The sequence below is a fragment of the Microbulbifer maximicatervae (SeqCode) genome (genome assembly GCF_052467815.1).
Genome location: NZ_CP174326.1, coordinates 3,675,556 through 3,692,484, shown reverse-complemented (window position 1 = coordinate 3,692,484; position 16,929 = coordinate 3,675,556). Strand labels below are relative to the sequence as shown.

Below are 16,929 nucleotides of genomic sequence, written 5' to 3'. Positions count from 1 at the left end.
ACCTTTTTGGCGTGCAAATTATGCCCGCCAAAAACCCACAACAATTAATGCCGCCCCTATATTTCATCTTATGTTCTTTATCCATCAATACACCTAGAGAGCTATAGCTATAACTACAACAGCAACACCTTCTTCATCATGACTTCGCACAGCAACTAGAATTGTATATTGCCAACCCAATCCTGACACGAAATTAATTAAACCATTACCTGGCATCAATCTCTACTCCGTTTGTTTTAAACGCCTAAATATCTTCTTTCGTTGAGTCCTTGGCCTCCCCCCCGCAAGATAACCTATACCCTACTTACGATTTACCCATCAACATAATGCACACCTATCTATCACAATCAAATTCGAATTACAGATGAACCAATATACACACTAAAGAAATCGCTCTTCAGAACAGGGAAATATTCACTCTAAAATATCAAAAAATTATCTTTAGGCTTACTTGCAAAACTGTATAATTTACACCAATAAAGCAGGATATAAGCTCATGGTTTTGTTGCGTGATCTACATAGAAAAAAAGATACCGAACCAGATCGAAAATTTATTGAGGCTCTAGCTCGTGGGTTGGATGTGCTCCGAGCTTTTCAACCTGGTGATGGCTTTTTGGGTAATTTGGAGATCGCCCAGCGTACTGGCCTGCCCCGCTCCAGTGTTTCCAGACTGACTTATACTCTAACCAAGTTAGGTTATCTAACCTACTCCGATCGAATGGAAAAATATCAGCTGGGTAGTGGCGTCCTGGCTCTTGGTTATGCTTTTGTCTCAAATCTCACAGTCAGGCAGGTAGCTAAGCCTTTAATGCAGGATCTGGCCAATTCTACCGGTACCGCTGTTGGTCTCTCTGATCGGGACCGGCTGGATATGATTTTTGTCGAGTTCTGTGCTCCAGCAAATGTCACAACTTTTCGCCATGAAATCGGAAATCGCGTTCCCATAGCTTCCAGCGGCTCCGGGCGAGCCTTTTTGGCAGCACTCCCTCAAGAAGAACGGGAGTATTTTTATGGCTATCTGGAGAAAAAAGCTGGTGATCAATGGCCAGCGATCAGAGCCGGTATTGAAGAAGCGGTCACTAGCTACAAGCAGCGCGGCTTCTGCTGTTCTTTTGGCGAGTGGAATCGCGATGTCAACGGTATCGCAGTACCTCTCTCTTTAAGTCAAGGCCATATTTACACTTTTAATGCTGGCGGACCTGCTTTTAGGCTTAACCCGGAATATTTAGAAAATGAAGTAGCTCCTCTGCTGAAAAACCTGGTAGGTAATATTGAAGCTATGTTAATCCGATATTAGTCGACTCAAACTCCAGTTTTTTTCGACCAGTACAGCTACAGCTTGAAACGCAGTAGAAAGTTGAAAATTTTATCAAATCTTTGGCCGTAAGGTGGTCGTAAAGGCACCGCCGCTGACTTTTTGGCTTGTGTAAAGATCGGGCGTAATTTTGAGAATTCCAAAAAACCCTCATAAGCGTGATATTGCCCCATGCCACTCGCCCCAACACCACCAAAGGGCAAGTCTGCCTGGGAGACATGCATCGCGCAGTCATTGATACAAACACCTCCAGACATTGTGCTTTTGATAATCTTTTCCTGAATCTCCCCGCTAGAACTAAAAATATATAATGCTAAAGGCCTATCTTTACTAATTATGTAATCTATCGTATCAGACAGATCCCTATAGGTAAGAATAGGTAAAATAGGGCCAAATATCTCCTCACGTAGCAGACTCATGTCTTCTGTCGGGTTTAACACTAAGGTGGGAGCAATTTTTTGCAAACCCTTATTGTTTTCAACATCCAATAACGGCAGAACTGTAGCCCCTTTCTCCAGAGCATCCTTTAGACAAGTAGTCAGCCTATTAAACGCCTTTTCATCAACAATCGAAGTATAACCTTCTGAATTTAAAGATGGATACCATTTGGGCACAAGTCTCTTAGCCGACTCTAAGAATCCTGAAAGTTTTTCTTCAGGAATCAATAAATAATCTGGAGCTACACAAGTTTGGCCCGCATTGAAGAATTTTGAGCTCAAAATACGTTCCGCAGCAATATTTTCATCAAAGTCACCACATATTATGGCTGGAGACTTGCCCCCCAGTTCTAGTGTCACAGGAGTTAGGTGATCCGCAGCTCTCCGCATTACCACTTTTCCTACCTTGCCAGATCCAGTAAAAATCATGTGATCATATGCCTGGGCTGTAAACTCCGTAGCGCTCACTCCAGGAAGAATAGCTACCAGATCCTCTGAAAAGAACCTATTAAATAGCTGATGTAGTAATGTAGAAAGGGCGCGTGAGTTAGCGGCCATCTTGATCATACAGCGATTCCCTGCGGATATCGCACTCACCAAGGGCCCGACAGACAGAAGTAGTGGATAATTCCAGGGGGTAACAATAGCAACCACCCCTTTTGGTTGAGGTAATACGCGATTTTTTACTCCTCGAAGTAGCAAAGGCACATGACGCTTCTGAATTTTCATCCACCTTTTTAAGCGCTTACGAGTGTAACGAATCTCCTCGATACACCCATAGATCTCTGCAATTTTAGTTTCCTGGATGGCACGATTACCAAAATCCTCGCTTATTGCCTTTGCTATGGATTTCTGGTTTTCCAGGATCAATTGCTCTAATTTTTTTAAACTTTCCAGGCGTTCCTGAAGACTCGGGTAGGGGTTCTTATTAAATGCATCCTTTTGAAGTTTAAAAACACTCTCTACTTTACCTATGCTCACAGATCTGGTGTGCTCGACAACTTTTTCCATGTGTGTGCCCTCGCAAAGTGGCAAGTAGAGAGTGAGTTTGGCCGTATAGTCAGTACTTTATAATTTACAGCCTGGCAAATCGTAAAGTGTGGTAATCAGTACTGCCAAATAGGTACTGAGTTGTTGTTAGACGCTTAAAGTAGTGACTTACATCCAACTCCTCAGTAACCCCTATACCGCCATGTAACTGTATCGCCTCTTGACCGATAAACCGCGCAGCTTTTCCAATACGGCTTTTTGCAGCGGATATCGCCTTAGGCGCAACTCCGTAATTGCTATCAAGCTGTAGCGCAGCCATCAACAATATTGAGCGCGCTTGCTCATACTCAGTAAACATATCCACCATGCGATGCTGTAGTGCCTGGAACTTGCCAATAGGAACACCAAACTGCTCCCGCGTCTTAGTGTACTCAACTGTCTTCTTATAGATCCTTTCCATAGCTCCAACAGCTTCTGCACACAATGCCAACGTCGCTCTATCAACAGCCTTTTCTATAGCTCCTAAAGCCGCCCCCTCTTCCCCTATCAGATTAGCTATGGGTACTTTCACGTTATTGAATTTAATTTCGGCGGCACGGTGTGCATCCACAGTGGCATATCCATGCCGCTGAAGCCCTTCTGTATTGGGATCGACAAGTAGTAAGGTGATCCCCTCACGATCTCGCTGTGCTCCGCTCGTTCGTACAGCAACTAAGAATTTATCTGCTACGTCACCATTTAGAACGACAGCTTTATGTCCATTCAGGAGGTAATTGTCTCCATCCTTTACCGCAGTCATGGCTATATCAGTAAGGTTATAGCGACTCTGTGACTCAGTAAAAGCAAATGCCAATTGCAATTGGCCTTCCATTAACATTCCCAGGAGTTCTCGCTTTTGCACCTCACTAGCGCAGTCAGCGATAAGACCACCACTGAGAACAACACTGGCCAGGAAAGGCTCAACCACTAAACCTCGGCCGAACTCCTCCATAACCACCATCAAGTCTACGGCGGAGCCTCCTAGGCCTCCATCATCCTTTCCAAATGGCACCATTAACCAGCCGAGTTCCGCAAATAGCTTCCAATTTTCCTTACTGAAGCCAATATCGTTACTCACTATTTTACAACGACGGTCAAAGTCATAATCCTGCTGGATAAACTTGCTCACACTGCTTTGCAGCATCCGCTGCTCTTCGCTGTAGGAAAAATCCATCGCTCAAGTCCTCTTTAGATGCTGCACTTACAGGCCAAGTACCCATTTACTGATAATATTTTTCTGAATCTCATTACTTCCGCCATAAATTGAGGATTTACGGTTGTTTAAGTAACGAGGCACACTGCTGGCAATAACACCGGGACCCACCCATTCTCCGTCAAACCCGCTCCTAAACTGCTCTCTCACAAACGGCATTCCGTAGTAACCCGCCGTCTCCATATACAGTTCATCGATAAGTTGAGCGACTTCGGTTCCTTTGATTTTAAGGATGGAAGATTCCGCTCCTGGGGCACCACCTGTACTTACCGCCGCAAGCGTACGTAGTTCAGTAAACTCCAGAGCCAAGAGATCAATTTCAACTTCGGCCAGTTTTTGGGCAAAAGCCGGGTTCTCAAGCAGACTACTTTCTCCATCGCAGGTCTCTTTGGCTAAATCCTTTAACGTTTGTAAGCGTTTCTTGGATTTTGCCACCCGCGCAATACCGGTGCGTTCGTGGGTTAGCAAAACCTTGGCGTAAGTCCACCCTTGCCCCTCCTCGCCAATACGGTTTTCTACCGGTACCCTCACATTATTGAAATGGACTTCATTTACTTCATGGTGACCACCCAAGGTCATAATTGGCGAAACCGTAATACCGGGGTGTTTCATATCAATTAGCAAGAAGCTGATAGCAGCCTGGTTCTTTACTTGAGGCCCACCAGTACGAACCAAACAAAATATCCAGTCTGCAAAGTGACCCAAGGTATTCCAGGTCTTAGTGCCGTTGACAATATACTCATCGCCATCACGGACAGCTGTTGTTTTTAAGGAAGCTAAATCTGAGCCAGCATTTGGTTCCGAATACCCCTGACACCACCAGACATTACTTGCCAGGATGTCAGGCAGAAATCGTTGCTTTTGTTCTTCACTACCGTAGGTAAAGATCACTGGAGCAACCATTTTTAAGCCGAAAGGAATCAACTCTGGTACGCCATAGTTAGCACATTCGTCTGCCCAAATGTGTTTCTGAGTAGGTGTCCAACCGGTACCTCCATATTCAACCGGCCAATTCGTTGCTGCCCACCCTTGCTCATAGAGTATTTTTTGCCAGCGAACAAAATCCTCTTTATCCAGGGGGATTTCCTTCAGGGTTTTCTCTCTAATATCTTCAGGAAGTTTCTCTTGGAGAAACTGCTGGACCTCCTGCTGAAAAGCTAACTCTTCGGGAGAAAAATCTATATTCATTCGCCTGCTCCTTTATTAGTCGGCGCATTGAACAGCAGCTCCTACAAACTGCTTCTATCACAATCTTGCGCAGCAAAAATACGCAATCTTTTGAAAGATCCCCGGTACAGGCGGAACTAGTGTTTAACAGATTCACCTCGACAAGTTACTTAATTGCCTTTGAATCGATCCCAACGATTTAATTTATTGGCGCAAAATACCTTTATCGGAAATAAAAATCCGAGCATTTCTAGCGCCAATCAACTCCAGATAGGCACACAAATCAACAGCTCGAAAAATAAAACAGGAAAAACCTCAACAACATGGCGCCTCTTTGTTTTTTATAAGTTTTTTTGCGCCATTTTCCATTAAAAAATGCATTAGGCACTTCTTAATAGGTAAAACACTAACACCTTATTCCGCAGAGTGGAATGCTGTATTCACTTTTGCTATGGTCGTCACCATAATAACCAAAGTGAGAGAAGCCCCCATGTCGATCACGCCCATTCAATCCTCCGATACAATGTTGCAGTCACTTGCTGAAATTCGGGAGTATGAAAAAGTCCCCCTTTCGCAGCGATACCCCTGGGAAAGCACTTTTGATTTAATCCGGCAATCTGCCCGCCTCTACCAACATGACTCAGCCATAGAATTCCTGCCAACGGCCGCACCTGACGAAGACACGGTTAAAGTAAGTTTCTCCGAGTTATCCCAGCGAGTGCACCAGACTGCCAATCTTCTTCACTCCATCGGTGTTGAGCCAACCGATACAGTGACTTTACTACTACCCAATTTGCCAGAAACCCATTTTGCACTTTGGGGAGGCCAGGCAGCAGGTATTACCAGCCCTATTAATCCGTTGCTGGAACCCGAACATATAATCGAAATTATGAATACCACCAGGGCTAAAGTCCTGGTCACTCTTGGCCAAGATCTTAGCGAGGAAATATGGGATAAAGTAACGCAAATTCTCGAGCAAGTTCCCACATTAAAAACTCTGTTACTAATCAGTAAAAAGCCAATTAGCAATACTCCAGTCCCAGCGGGTATTCACGCAGATAATTTTGTCTCGGCTATATCCCAACAGCCGGACGATCATCTAAAGAGTGAACGTTATATCCAGGGGAGTGAAACCGCTAGTTATTTCCACACCGGGGGCACTACTGGAAGACCTAAAATAGCCCGCTTAACTCACAGCAATATTGCCTTCGTCGCTCAATTAAGTGCTGATACGTCATCCAGTAAAGGGCGCTTCGCTACCCTGAGCGGACTTCCGCTGTTTCATATTTTCGGTACGGTTGTTGCGGGTATTGGCACCCTATTGGCCGGACGCACAATTGTTATCATGACACCCTCTGGTTTTCGCTCACCCAATGTCCTGCCAAATTGGTGGCATCATGTTGCGCGTTTTCAGGTGAAGGGCTTTGCCGCCGTCCCCACCATCCTCGGTGTATTGATGCAAATTCCAGTGGGTGACAATGACATCAGCTGTCTGACAGACATTGGCTGTGGAGCCTCCACCCTGCCAACGGGGTTGAAGAATGCCTTTGAGGAGAAGTTCAACGTCCTTGTCAGTAATGGCTATGGCATGACAGAGTCCAGCTGCCTTTTAGCTCGCCCTCCTACCGATATGCAAGCCCCTGAAGGCAGCGTCGGCCGGCGATTGCCTTATATGGAAATGAAAATTGCCGAAGTAGACGGTACCCGACTGGTTAGAACCTGCAATACAGGAGAGGTGGGCATAGTACTCGCGCGCGGGCCACATATTTTTTCTGGCTACTTATCAGAAGAGGATAATGCTAAAGCCTGGGTCGATAAGTCCTGGTTTAATACCGGCGATATGGGATATCTCGATGGAGATGGTAACCTGTTCTTAACCGGGCGGGCCAAGGATTTAATTATTCGCGGCGGCCACAATATAGATCCGGCTCTGATCGAAGAACCATTATCCCGTCACCCTGCCGTTGCTATTGCCGTTGCAGTGGGTCAACCAGATGCTTATGCCGGAGAAGTTCCAGTAGCTTACGTTACCCTGTTTCCATCCACAAACCCGCCCACAGAAGAACAACTCATTGACTATTGCTGTAGCCAAATTTCTGAGCGTGCAGCCATTCCTAAACGCGTGGAAATTATTGATGAGATTCCACTCACTGCTGTAGCCAAAGTATTCAAACCAGCTCTGCGCAATCGCGCTACCGAATATGTCGTAGGCCAGGCATTAGAGGAAAAAAGTATTACCGCTAAGTTTTCCGCCCACTTCGATGCATCCCTTGGCCAGGTAGCAAAAGTTCAACTTGAACAAGCCTCCAGCAAAGCCGCTGTAGAGGAAGCCCTGGAAAATTTACCCGTGGCTTTGGAGTTTGAATAAAAGAAATTACCGCATGACTCAATGCACTTAGAACTCCAATATCGGAAATTTCACTATGTCACATGCCTATATTTATGACGGCGGCCGCAGTGTTTTTGGCCGCCACGGGGGCAGCCTTTCCAGTATCCGGCCCGACAACCTGCTTGCCCATGTCATCAGGACCCTGACTGAAAGAAACAATTTTAACCCTCAACATTTTGAGGACGTTATTGCGGGCAATACCAATCAGGCGGGAGAAGACAGTCGCAACGTTGCCCGATTTTCAGGCCTGCTAGCAGGCCTGCCCATATCCACTGGCGGCATAACGGTAAATCGCCTTTGTGGTTCCGGCTTGTCCGCCATAGCAGATGCCGCTCGCTGCATTCGCGCCGCAGAAGGAGAGCTATTTATCGCGGGAGGTGTCGAATCAATGAGTCGCGCCCCCCTGGTTCTCTCCAAAGCCAACAGTGCTTTTGATCGCAATCAGGTACTGGCAGATACGACCCTAGGCCCGCGCTTCACCAACCCAGACATTGTTGCTGAGTATGGAAACCACAGCATGCCTCAGACCGCAGACAATATTGCATCAGACCTGAATATTTGCCGGGAAGAGTGCGATACATTTGCATTGGCATCACAAACTAAATACGAGTCGGCACGTACCGATGGCTTCTTTGTCGATGAAATTATTCCCATCGAAGTACCCCAAGGACGCAAGAAGCCAGCGCTTCTTATCGATACAGATGAACATCCCCGTCCCAATGCAACATTGGAGCGACTTCAAGCCCTACCCGCACTTTTCGAAGATGGAGTGGTTACTGCCGGCAACGCTTCCGGCATCAACGATGGCGCGGCGGCACTCATTATTGGTAGCACCGAAGCCGGCCAAGCAGCGGATCTAAAACCTAGGGCACGAATTCTCGCCAGCGCCATTGCAGGAGTAGAGCCACGGGTGATGGGGTTGGGCCCGGTACCGGCTACCCGTAAAGCCCTTGCCCGGGCGGGCTTGGAGCTTGGGGATATGGATGTAATGGAGTTCAACGAAGCTTTTGCAGTACAGGCTATGGCCTGCCTCAAAATGCTCGAAATTGATTATGCGGACCCACGGGTAAATCCCAATGGTGGTGCCATCGCCGTTGGTCACCCCCTAGGGGCCAGTGGTGCCCGTATTTTGCTGACAGCATTGCGCCAGCTGGAACGTACCGGCGGGCGCTATGCACTGGCCACCATGTGTATCGGGATTGGCCAGGGCATCGCCGTAATCATAGAACGCATATGAACCTGATTAGATGTAAATAAAACCGAGACCGAACAGTTATCACTTAAGATCTGGAGATAGCAATGTCTAGTGTAAGTTATGAACTCATTGGCGATATCGGTGTAATTCGATTGAACAATCCCCCTGTGAACGCCCTCTCTCACGGCTTGCGTGAGGGCATTTGGGGAGCGATTAAGAACGCTCAAGGTGATGCATCAAAAGCCCTGGTGCTAGTGTGTGAAGGCCGAACTTTTATCGCTGGTGCCGACATTACGGAATTTGGCAAGCCACCACAGGCGCCCGCCCTATCAGAAGTGATTGAGGAAATAGAAAACTCCTGTAAACCAGTGATCGCCGCCATTCACGGCACGGCACTCGGCGGTGGATTCGAAGTCGCACTAGCCTGCCATTACCGCTGTGCAATAGCATCGGCCAAAGTGGGGCTTCCAGAAGTCAAACTGGGATTACTGCCAGGGGCCGGTGGCACCCAGCGCACCCCACGCTTGGCTGGTGTTGCCGCTGCACTGGAATTAATCACAAAAGGGAGTCCAATACCGGCCTCTAAAGCCAAAAGTATGAAGTTAATAGACCGGGTTATCGATGATGACTTGTTAGAGGGAGCCCTCGCCTTTACCCGTGAATTGATAGCAAATGAAGCTCCTCTCCGCCGAGTCAGAGACATCGCAATAGATCCTGACAGCATTCCTGAGGGGGTATTTGATGATTTCCGCAAGCGCCTTGAAAAGAGATCACGAGGTCAGCTTGCACCGCAACATATTGTTACCTGTATAGAGGCCGCAGTTCACCAGCCTTTTGATCAAGGTCTCGCGAAAGAGCTCGACCTGTTTATCGAATGCCTGCTCTCCAGCCAATCGGCCGCCCTCAGGCATTTGTTTTTTGCCGAGCGCACTGCAACCAAAGTCACGGGCTTACCAAAAGACCTACCCACCAGGGAGATAAAGAGCGTGGGCATTATCGGTGGAGGCACTATGGGCGGAGGCATCGCCATGAATTTTGCCAATGTCGGTATTCCAGTCAAACTGGTAGAAATCGATCAAGCTGCGATAAATCGAGGGTTAGCAGTGATCGACAAGAATTACACCATCAGCATGCAGAAAGGGAAACTCACAGAAGGTCAAAAAACTCATTGTCTCTCGTTGATTTCCGGCACAACTGACTACGCAGACCTAGCTGACGTAGACCTGGTCATTGAGGCCGTATTTGAAAATATGGAGCTCAAACAGGAAATTTTTGCCAAATTGGATCGCTCCTGCAAACCCGGTACCATCCTTGCAACCAACACTTCCTACCAGGATATTGATCAAATCGCAGCTGCAACCAACAGGCCTCAAGACGTTATAGGGATGCATTTTTTCAGCCCTGCCAATGTAATGAAACTACTCGAGGTGGTTCGCGGCTCGCAAAGTGATGACGATGTAATTGCCACTGCCATGCAACTCGCTAAAACGATCAAGAAAGTTCCCGTACTAGCGGGAAACTGTTACGGCTTTATTGGCAATCGTATGTTGCGCCCCTACGGCAGAGAATCGCAGCTGTGTTTAATCGAGGGCTCAACCCCGGAGCAGATTGATTCGGTTATGCAGTCTTGGGGGATGGCTATGGGCCCTATCGCCGTTGGAGATCTAGCGGGACTGGATATCGGTTACAAGGCCCGCCAGGGCCTGAGCGAATCAGAAAGAGGAGAGCCAAAAACCTACTGTATTGCAGATGCCCTGGTTGAAATGGGCCGCCTGGGGCAGAAAAGTGGAGCCGGCTACTATCGCTACGATCCCGAAACTCGCGCTCGCAGCAGCGACCCGGAAGTACTGAAAGTCATTGAAGCCCAAGCTAAAAGCCAAGGGGTAGTCAGGCGGGAAATTTCCGACGAGGAGATTCTAAACCGCCTAACTTTCGCGCTGATTAATGAAGGAGCCAAAATCCTGGAGGAAGGTATAGCCCAACGTCCGAGCGATATAGACGTTGTATATGTTTACGGTTATGGCTTTCCGCCCCATCGTGGAGGACCGATGCACTATGCCGACAGTATTGGCTTGAAGGAAATCTACGAAAAAATATGTACTTTCCGCCAGCAGCATGGAGATGCCTACTGGACTCCAGCCCCTTTACTGGAACGGCTAGCCCAAGAGGGAAAAACATTTGCGCAATGGGCTGATGGCAAAATCTAAGTTTGTAAACTATAGGGGAAGTCAGTATGACAACTGGCTTCCCACTTTACCCGCTGCAGCCAAATAAAGAAGTTGTGTCACCATGAGTAGGCCTGATGCCTTAGTCGAAGTACAATCTCCACCAAGTCAGCCACTCCGTACGGATATCCAAAACTGGAAGGGCATTGGTTTTGCATTGGCTACCGCCCTGGTAGCAAGTACAGCGGCTGCAGCCAGCAAATGGGTGTCTACCGCTGTCCCCGTGCCATTAATTACGCTCAGCCAATATAGTATCTGCCTGATACTGCTAACCCCATGGCTAGTGCGACAAACGCCTCGACACCTTACCACCCAACACTGGAGAACCCACCTAATACGCAGTGTTTCAGGGTGGTTATGCTTTTTCACATATTTTTCTGCCCTAAGCAAAATTTCACTAATGGAAGCAGGGTTATTGCGTAATGCAGCTCCCATTTTTGTTCCCCTTATTGTCTGGCTTTGGTCTCGAGCACAGATCCCCATAACCCACTGGCTACCAATCTTACTGGGCTTATTGGGGATCACCTTGATTCTTCAACCCAACGTGGACGGTATTAGTAGCGGCCATGCGTTCGGCCTGATTTCTGGGCTTACCCTGGCTGCCTCTATGGTCGGAACACGAATTTTGTCCCGTACCGACCGGCCCAGCCTTATATTGTTTTACTACGTATTAATCTCGTTCGCGTGCAGCCTGCCCCTAGGTATCTATTATTGGGAACCAATACCTTTATGGACACTCCCCTATCTTTTTTTTAACGGTGTCTCTGTACTCTTGGCTATCTGGCTGTACACCAAAGCATATAGCTATGCAAAACCCAGTGTGGTGTCGCCAATCAGTTACTTTGGTGTGGTTATTGCCGGACTTCTAGGTTGGCTCATTTGGCAGCACTTACCTAATACTATTGCACTGGTGGGGACGCTGATCGTTATCAGTGCAGGATTGCTCACAGTCTACCTTTCAACTCAGAAAACAAATTGTAGCGACCCATCATAAACTTACTTTCTAAGGTGAAATTGGATGAATTGGCAGAACAAGAAACAACCCCCGTTCAATGACCATCTAGGTGTAACCATAGATAATTGGCAGGAAGGCCATGTTGCAATCAGCGTAGAAGTACAACCGGAACATATGAATACCCACGGTGTACCCCACGGTGGTTTTATTACAACATTAATCGATATCGCTGGCTCTTACTGCGGCCTCTACTGCCCCCACGCCAACCGCCGTCGCAGAGCCTTTACACTGTCTTTAACAGCAAATTTCACCGGTCAGGCCAAGACTAATCAACTCACTGCGATAGGTAAGCTAACGAGTACTGGACGAAAGATATTCTATTCATATACAGAGGTATACGACAGTGAAGGAACTTTAATTGCTACCGGCCAAATGACTATGCGCTATCGTGGTGGCAGTGAAACATTGGATGGTGAACTGATTGATGAAAACACTTTCGAAGTTTCTGAGTAGGTATTTAGAGCATTGTTGCGATCAAATCTAATCTCACACCACTCTCCTCTTGATTCAACCCTATTCTCCGGCGTCTCAGGTTATTTGCAGCAGCCCTTAGAGCCTGTGCGGCTAAAGCCATGAGTGGTGATCTCTTTCAGGCTATCCATCAGCAGGTAGATTCTGCCCCAATCAGGTCACTGATCTCAGGGACCCCCAATTGCTATCGTTCTAGGCGTAACCTACCCCAGCTGCCTTGGTAACAACATGGAGCTTAGCGCTTTCATAGGCTGTTATAACGACTGCAGAAGATTTCACCATCGGCCGCGCGGGTAGCGATAGGCCGGTGATAAGGCGCACCCCTGGCAGTTTTTCCTGAAGGACTTTTTCTTCATTGATCACCGTACAGGTAGCCATCCGATGATAGGTGCCCGGCTGGTATTCAAACAGGCGAATATGGGCTTCGGTGGTTAAAAGCCCGAAGTGGCTGTCCTGGTCGTACAGCCAGGCTATGGTATCGCTATTATTGACCGTGCCGGGAACCCGGCTGAGCTTATCGTAGAAGGTGCCAGCCACCTGGACCTTGGCATCGGAGCTGACAGTGCGTTCACCGAAGGTATGGTATTCGAAACTACTGCGGCCGCTGCTGAGGAATTATTAATTTTTAATTCGGCTTGTTAAATCAGGACAATCTCAATTCAATTGCGAACTATTGATAGGAAGTTGATATTTTTATAGATAAAGTCCATAAAAATATAGGCACGAAAATAATCTTATTGGATTTTATTCAGTTTGTTTTAGTGTCAAAGCTGCGTAGAATTGACAGATATTTATCGATATTTTGGCCGTAATTGAGTATGCCTGAATAGGCTCGCAGCCAAAAGATCAAGAAACCCAAGAGTTTTCTAAAACCCATCTCTCAAAGGAGAACCGTAGCGTGACGTAAGAGTAAGTAAAAGGCGCTGACCCAAGGTGCTACCAACACCAGGGGCCAGCTAACCAAATTGATAACCCTAGTATCAAAGTGGCTCAGTGGATAATACGCTAGAAACCCGCTCGTCTTCAATAAAGTGGAGCAGATTCAGAGGCTTGAGGAGATTCTTCAAGCTCTGGCAGCGTTGCGCCTGTCTTTTCTTATTCTACGCTTACCGCTCTCGTGCACCGCCCCTCACTTCTGCCACCCATTACTTACCAAGCATCCCCTATGCGGAAGATCCGCATACGATTTTAGTTTCTGCAGGAAATTGCCATGTTGATTTTAAAGCGCCGGACCGGCGAGAACTTAAGAATTGGAACCAATATCTCAGTTACAGTATTGGAGGTTAAGGGCAATCAAGTGAAGATAGGAATCAATGCCCCCAAGTCCCTGCCAACTTACCGTGAAGAGATTTATGTGCGTATCAGGAGGAGTAGCCTGTGAGAAACTGAATATGCCGAAAGGGCTGCCCTTTCGGCTGGATCACTATTTAGAACTAGTGGACTGGAGCGGTCGACATTTAGATCCCAGAAGGCGCGGCTCCATTTCTGAGAAGGCTCCCTCCATACTTGAACGCCTGGGTATACCACCAAAACACTGGTTGTATCTCAGTCATAATTTTGAATGCCGCTTTAATGGCCTGACTGGATCAGCAGAGACTGTACGACAAGTTTGTATCAAACTCGGGAAACGCTGGGTACACGGCATCAACGATTGCCGACGCTACCCTTCTACAGCACCCTGCTGATTATTCCCCCCTTCCCTAACCTATATTCCACTTTGTTTTTATCTAAAGCCGCAATTTTTGAACCCAAAACCTGATTCTTAATACTTTCATTACGCCTTAGCATCAATCAAAGAAGTAAAAGCCGTAAGAAGTGCCTTCGGATCAGCTAGTACCTTCCACTCACTCAATTTATGGCGATCCTGGACCTGGCTCAATAGCGCCTAGCTGTGAACCACTGCCGAAATAGCCTCCAAAGATCGACGCCAGTAATACTACAAGCGCCTTTTTCCAATCTTTGGGGCTCTGGGTGTCTAGATTTGATTTCTATGGATACCCAAGACGACTATCAGGCGAGAATTTAATCACGCAAATTTAGACCTTGTTTAAAATACAAATATAGACAATCACTTGCCCCCATAAAACCTCCACGACCTATATTAATATTTTTCTCAGGCCAGATAAATTTCATGGGCAAACCTCCAAATTTGACAAGCTCACGATCATGAACCAGTCCAAGTTGTGCATAGAATATCCCCTTCGACTTTAGGTAGATACGAAGTTCCGCAACCTCACCCCCTACACGGATATTTCCAACCTCTACTTCAGAGAAGCAACCAGCAAACTCATCAAAGTACTTCGGCAACAATTCAAACTCTTTCCCTCTCACCTTGAAGACAACGCTTTCTATGTTTCTTGTATCAATGAGTTTTATGTTGTTAAAAAAATCCTGACGTGATTGCTTTACTGACCAAAACAAATAAAAAATCACAACAGAGAAGCATATGAAAAGAGCAAACTTAAGGGCTCTATTGTCCATTACTATCTCCAGTGGAAGATGTTCGTAAATCGTAATAATGACCAACTGCATCTCCCCAAAGACCTGCCAGAGGGTAATATACAGCTCTATATGCATCCACAAATACTGACAAATCGGTATTGAGTGCCTCACTGGGGTCACCGATAACTCCAACACCTGTCGCAGTCCTTACAGATGTCGCAGCTCCAGGAGCCGAGAATGAGAAGGTTACTTGAGTGCCAGTATAGCTAGGCAAGCTTAATTCACCTGGCTTTGTAAACGGCATTGAATGGGTCATTTCATATGATGCGTTAAAATAGGCATAATCTGCACTTACCCCGTTAATAGAATAAGCTCCTTCTAGAACATTAACAGGAGAATTAGGAATCCAACCAAACTCACCTCCTCCATCAGCATCATAAAAGTTTAAGCCTGATGAAATTAGATTCGCAACCTCGCCAGAAGCATACCAATTCCACGTTATTTGCCCAGAGGGTTGAACCCATGCAAATATTCCAGCAATGGCAGACAATTCTGGACACCCACCAAAGTAGAAGCTTAAAGCGTCAAGTCAATTGACACAATACAGGCAGAATGATCAAAATACTGGGTATAAATACAGTCAAAGATAAAAATCCATGACTCTTCCACGCAGCACGCAAATCTCTCTTGATGCGACACCCTATTATCACTGTGTCTCCCGCTGTGTGCGTAGAGCGTTCCTTTGCGGTAGGGATGCGAAATCCGGAAAAGACTATGAGCACCGGCGCCGGTGGATTGAGGCCAGGATGCATAAGCTGGCCTCAATTTTTGCTCTTGATAACGCTGCCTATGCGGTAATGAGTAATCACACCCATATTGTGCTCTATATCGATACCTACACAGCAAACTCCTGGTCCACTATCGAGATAATTGAACGCTGGCAACAACTTTTCAAAGGTTCTGCGCTGAGCCAACGTTATCTTCGCGGTGAAGCCCTGGATGCCGCCGAGCTGGAAAAACTTCAGGAGGTGACAACCCTTTGGCGCGAGCGCCTGACCGATATCAGCTGGTTTATGCGCTGCCTGAACGAGTCCATCGCCCGCCAGGCCAATGCCGAGGACAACTGCACCGGTCGTTTCTGGGAAGGGCGTTTCAAGTCTCAGGCCTTGCCGCCTGCCTGGCTTACGTGAACCTCAACCCTATCCGTGCTGGTATCGCTAAAACCCCAGAAGAATCCGATTACACTTCGATCCAGCAACGCATCCACACAGCCATCTCAGGCCAGCAGCCCAAAAGCCTACTGCCGCTGGTGGGCGGAGAGCGCCGGGATATGCCTAAAGGCTTGCCTTTTCAGCTGGATCACTATTTAGAGCTGGTAGACTGGAGTGGCCGGCAGCTGCACCCTAAAAAGCGCGGCGCTATTCCCGAAAACATCCCACCTATTTTAAATCGGCTGGGTATTTCGCCAAAACACTGGCTCTACCTAAACCGCAATTTTGAAAGCCGCTTTAAACGCTTGGTGGGCTCGGCGGAAGCGGTACGCCAGGTCTGTGCGCAGCAAAATAAACGCTGGGTACACGGGCTGCCCGATTGCCAGCGCTTTCTTTGCCCCGCCCCCTGCTAGATTACAGAAATCCGCTTATCAGCTGCCCCTAGATTCCATCGCTCCCGACTCTACACCCCACCTGATTCCCTATGGACTCCCAAAATGATCTTTTAACGCCAAATTGCCATCTATTTTGAGACAGATATACCGGCTACCAAGTGGTGGCGAAAAAATTCTTGTCTAGCTTCCGACTCTCCATTCTTTGGATGTTCTTTGGATGTCCTGGATTAATTTCTCTGGATTAATTTCTAATTCCTGGATTAATTTGAGGAATTATTCAGAGACTCACTAGATTCAATGAACTGCTATACGCACGAGATATACAACTTGGATATAGGAAGATTCTCATCATCAATTAATGCACATTCCAGATTTCAGAGCCCACATATCAATAAAATATTGATAGCTATTTACATACCATCAAC

At 47.1% G+C, this 16,929-nt stretch carries 16 protein-coding genes; 10 read left to right on the top strand and 6 right to left on the bottom strand.

All coding sequences use genetic code 11. The features are described from left to right. Positions 1 to 496: 496 nt before the first annotated feature. Positions 497 to 1,297, top strand: coding sequence for an IclR family transcriptional regulator (locus tag ACJJIW_RS16120; protein ID WP_282933091.1), 801 nt, complete (start codon positions 497 to 499; stop codon positions 1,295 to 1,297). A 35-nt stretch (positions 1,298 to 1,332) separates the two neighbouring features. On the opposite strand, the gene ACJJIW_RS16115 is transcribed toward ACJJIW_RS16120, so the two are convergent. The 3 genes from ACJJIW_RS16115 to ACJJIW_RS16105 all read right to left on the bottom strand — a co-directional run bounded on the left by ACJJIW_RS16115 (position 1,333) and on the right by ACJJIW_RS16105 (position 5,182). Beyond that, positions 1,333 to 2,763 (bottom strand): coniferyl aldehyde dehydrogenase, encoded by a 1,431-nt coding sequence (locus ACJJIW_RS16115; protein ID WP_444935714.1) that lies wholly within the window; start codon positions 2,761 to 2,763, stop codon positions 1,333 to 1,335. Positions 2,764 to 2,827: 64 nt separating this feature from the next. Then, positions 2,828 to 3,955 carry an acyl-CoA dehydrogenase family protein gene (locus ACJJIW_RS16110; RefSeq protein WP_444935713.1) on the bottom strand — a complete coding sequence of 376 codons (1,128 nt, stop codon included), beginning with the start codon at positions 3,953 to 3,955 and terminating at the stop codon, positions 2,828 to 2,830. 27 nt (positions 3,956 to 3,982) lie between these two features. After that, complete coding sequence (locus ACJJIW_RS16105; RefSeq protein ID WP_444894079.1) at positions 3,983 to 5,182, bottom strand: acyl-CoA dehydrogenase family protein; 1,200 nt, start codon at positions 5,180 to 5,182, stop codon at positions 3,983 to 3,985. Between the two features lie 469 nt (positions 5,183 to 5,651). Between ACJJIW_RS16105 and ACJJIW_RS16100 the strand changes: the two genes are divergently transcribed. The 5 genes from ACJJIW_RS16100 (at position 5,652) to ACJJIW_RS16080 (ending at position 12,438) form a co-directional block, all read left to right on the top strand. Next, a complete protein-coding gene (locus tag ACJJIW_RS16100; protein WP_444935712.1) occupies positions 5,652 to 7,529 on the top strand; it encodes an acyl-CoA synthetase in 1,878 nt (625 codons plus the stop codon). Positions 7,530 to 7,584: 55 nt separating this feature from the next. Continuing rightward, entirely contained in the window at positions 7,585 to 8,787 is a 1,203-nt protein-coding gene (locus ACJJIW_RS16095) for a 3-oxoadipyl-CoA thiolase (RefSeq protein WP_444935711.1), read from the top strand. 62 nt (positions 8,788 to 8,849) lie between these two features. After that, complete coding sequence (locus ACJJIW_RS16090) at positions 8,850 to 10,952, top strand: 3-hydroxyacyl-CoA dehydrogenase NAD-binding domain-containing protein (protein ID WP_444935710.1); 2,103 nt, start codon at positions 8,850 to 8,852, stop codon at positions 10,950 to 10,952. Between the two features lie 82 nt (positions 10,953 to 11,034). Continuing rightward, on the top strand, positions 11,035 to 11,964 hold the full coding sequence (locus ACJJIW_RS16085) for a DMT family transporter (RefSeq protein WP_444935709.1): 930 nt from the start codon (positions 11,035 to 11,037) through the stop codon (positions 11,962 to 11,964). A 24-nt stretch (positions 11,965 to 11,988) separates the two neighbouring features. Beyond that, entirely contained in the window at positions 11,989 to 12,438 is a 450-nt protein-coding gene (locus ACJJIW_RS16080) for a PaaI family thioesterase (protein ID WP_444935708.1), read from the top strand. A 210-nt stretch (positions 12,439 to 12,648) separates the two neighbouring features. On the opposite strand, the gene ACJJIW_RS16075 is transcribed toward ACJJIW_RS16080, so the two are convergent. Next, positions 12,649 to 12,993 carry a hypothetical protein gene (locus tag ACJJIW_RS16075; RefSeq protein WP_444935707.1) on the bottom strand — a complete coding sequence of 115 codons (345 nt, stop codon included), beginning with the start codon at positions 12,991 to 12,993 and terminating at the stop codon, positions 12,649 to 12,651. Positions 12,994 to 13,666: 673 nt separating this feature from the next. Here ACJJIW_RS16075 and csrA point away from each other — a divergent pair. Then, on the top strand, positions 13,667 to 13,837 hold the full coding sequence (csrA, locus tag ACJJIW_RS16070; protein ID WP_444935706.1) for a carbon storage regulator CsrA: 171 nt from the start codon (positions 13,667 to 13,669) through the stop codon (positions 13,835 to 13,837). A gap of 10 nt (positions 13,838 to 13,847) precedes the next feature. Continuing rightward, a complete protein-coding gene (locus ACJJIW_RS16065) occupies positions 13,848 to 14,141 on the top strand; it encodes a hypothetical protein (protein ID WP_444935705.1) in 294 nt (97 codons plus the stop codon). A 337-nt stretch (positions 14,142 to 14,478) separates the two neighbouring features. Here the strand turns inward: ACJJIW_RS16065 and ACJJIW_RS16060 are convergent, their stop codons facing one another. Both ACJJIW_RS16060 and ACJJIW_RS16055 read right to left on the bottom strand, forming a co-directional pair. Next, positions 14,479 to 14,937 (bottom strand): hypothetical protein, encoded by a 459-nt coding sequence (locus tag ACJJIW_RS16060; RefSeq protein WP_444894454.1) that lies wholly within the window; start codon positions 14,935 to 14,937, stop codon positions 14,479 to 14,481. Beyond that, positions 14,927 to 15,448 carry a hypothetical protein gene (locus ACJJIW_RS16055; protein WP_444935704.1) on the bottom strand — a complete coding sequence of 174 codons (522 nt, stop codon included), beginning with the start codon at positions 15,446 to 15,448 and terminating at the stop codon, positions 14,927 to 14,929. The genes ACJJIW_RS16060 and ACJJIW_RS16055 overlap by 11 nt, the downstream gene beginning before the upstream one ends. Positions 15,449 to 15,554: 106 nt before the next feature. On the opposite strand from ACJJIW_RS16055, the gene ACJJIW_RS16050 reads away from it, so the two are divergent. Together ACJJIW_RS16050 and ACJJIW_RS16045 are read left to right on the top strand one after the other, a co-directional pair. Beyond that, positions 15,555 to 16,088 carry a nitrogen fixation protein NifB gene (locus ACJJIW_RS16050; RefSeq protein ID WP_444935703.1) on the top strand — a complete coding sequence of 178 codons (534 nt, stop codon included), beginning with the start codon at positions 15,555 to 15,557 and terminating at the stop codon, positions 16,086 to 16,088. Then, positions 16,085 to 16,522 (top strand): hypothetical protein, encoded by a 438-nt coding sequence (locus ACJJIW_RS16045; RefSeq protein WP_444935702.1) that lies wholly within the window; start codon positions 16,085 to 16,087, stop codon positions 16,520 to 16,522. The genes ACJJIW_RS16050 and ACJJIW_RS16045 overlap by 4 nt, the downstream gene beginning before the upstream one ends. Positions 16,523 to 16,929 lie beyond the last annotated feature (407 nt).

Coding starts and splice junctions, on each gene's coding strand:
- ACJJIW_RS16120 (WP_282933091.1), top strand. CDS start 497: ATGGTTTTGTTGCGTGATCTACATAGAAAAAAAGATACCGAACCAGAT.
- ACJJIW_RS16115 (WP_444935714.1), bottom strand. CDS start 2,763: ATGGAAAAAGTTGTCGAGCACACCAGATCTGTGAGCATAGGTAAAGTA.
- ACJJIW_RS16110 (WP_444935713.1), bottom strand. CDS start 3,955: ATGGATTTTTCCTACAGCGAAGAGCAGCGGATGCTGCAAAGCAGTGTG.
- ACJJIW_RS16105 (WP_444894079.1), bottom strand. CDS start 5,182: ATGAATATAGATTTTTCTCCCGAAGAGTTAGCTTTTCAGCAGGAGGTC.
- ACJJIW_RS16100 (WP_444935712.1), top strand. CDS start 5,652: ATGTCGATCACGCCCATTCAATCCTCCGATACAATGTTGCAGTCACTT.
- ACJJIW_RS16095 (WP_444935711.1), top strand. CDS start 7,585: ATGTCACATGCCTATATTTATGACGGCGGCCGCAGTGTTTTTGGCCGC.
- ACJJIW_RS16090 (WP_444935710.1), top strand. CDS start 8,850: ATGTCTAGTGTAAGTTATGAACTCATTGGCGATATCGGTGTAATTCGA.
- ACJJIW_RS16085 (WP_444935709.1), top strand. CDS start 11,035: ATGAGTAGGCCTGATGCCTTAGTCGAAGTACAATCTCCACCAAGTCAG.
- ACJJIW_RS16080 (WP_444935708.1), top strand. CDS start 11,989: ATGAATTGGCAGAACAAGAAACAACCCCCGTTCAATGACCATCTAGGT.
- csrA (WP_444935706.1), top strand. CDS start 13,667: ATGTTGATTTTAAAGCGCCGGACCGGCGAGAACTTAAGAATTGGAACC.
- ACJJIW_RS16065 (WP_444935705.1), top strand. CDS start 13,848: ATGCCGAAAGGGCTGCCCTTTCGGCTGGATCACTATTTAGAACTAGTG.
- ACJJIW_RS16060 (WP_444894454.1), bottom strand. CDS start 14,937: ATGGACAATAGAGCCCTTAAGTTTGCTCTTTTCATATGCTTCTCTGTT.
- ACJJIW_RS16050 (WP_444935703.1), top strand. CDS start 15,555: ATGACTCTTCCACGCAGCACGCAAATCTCTCTTGATGCGACACCCTAT.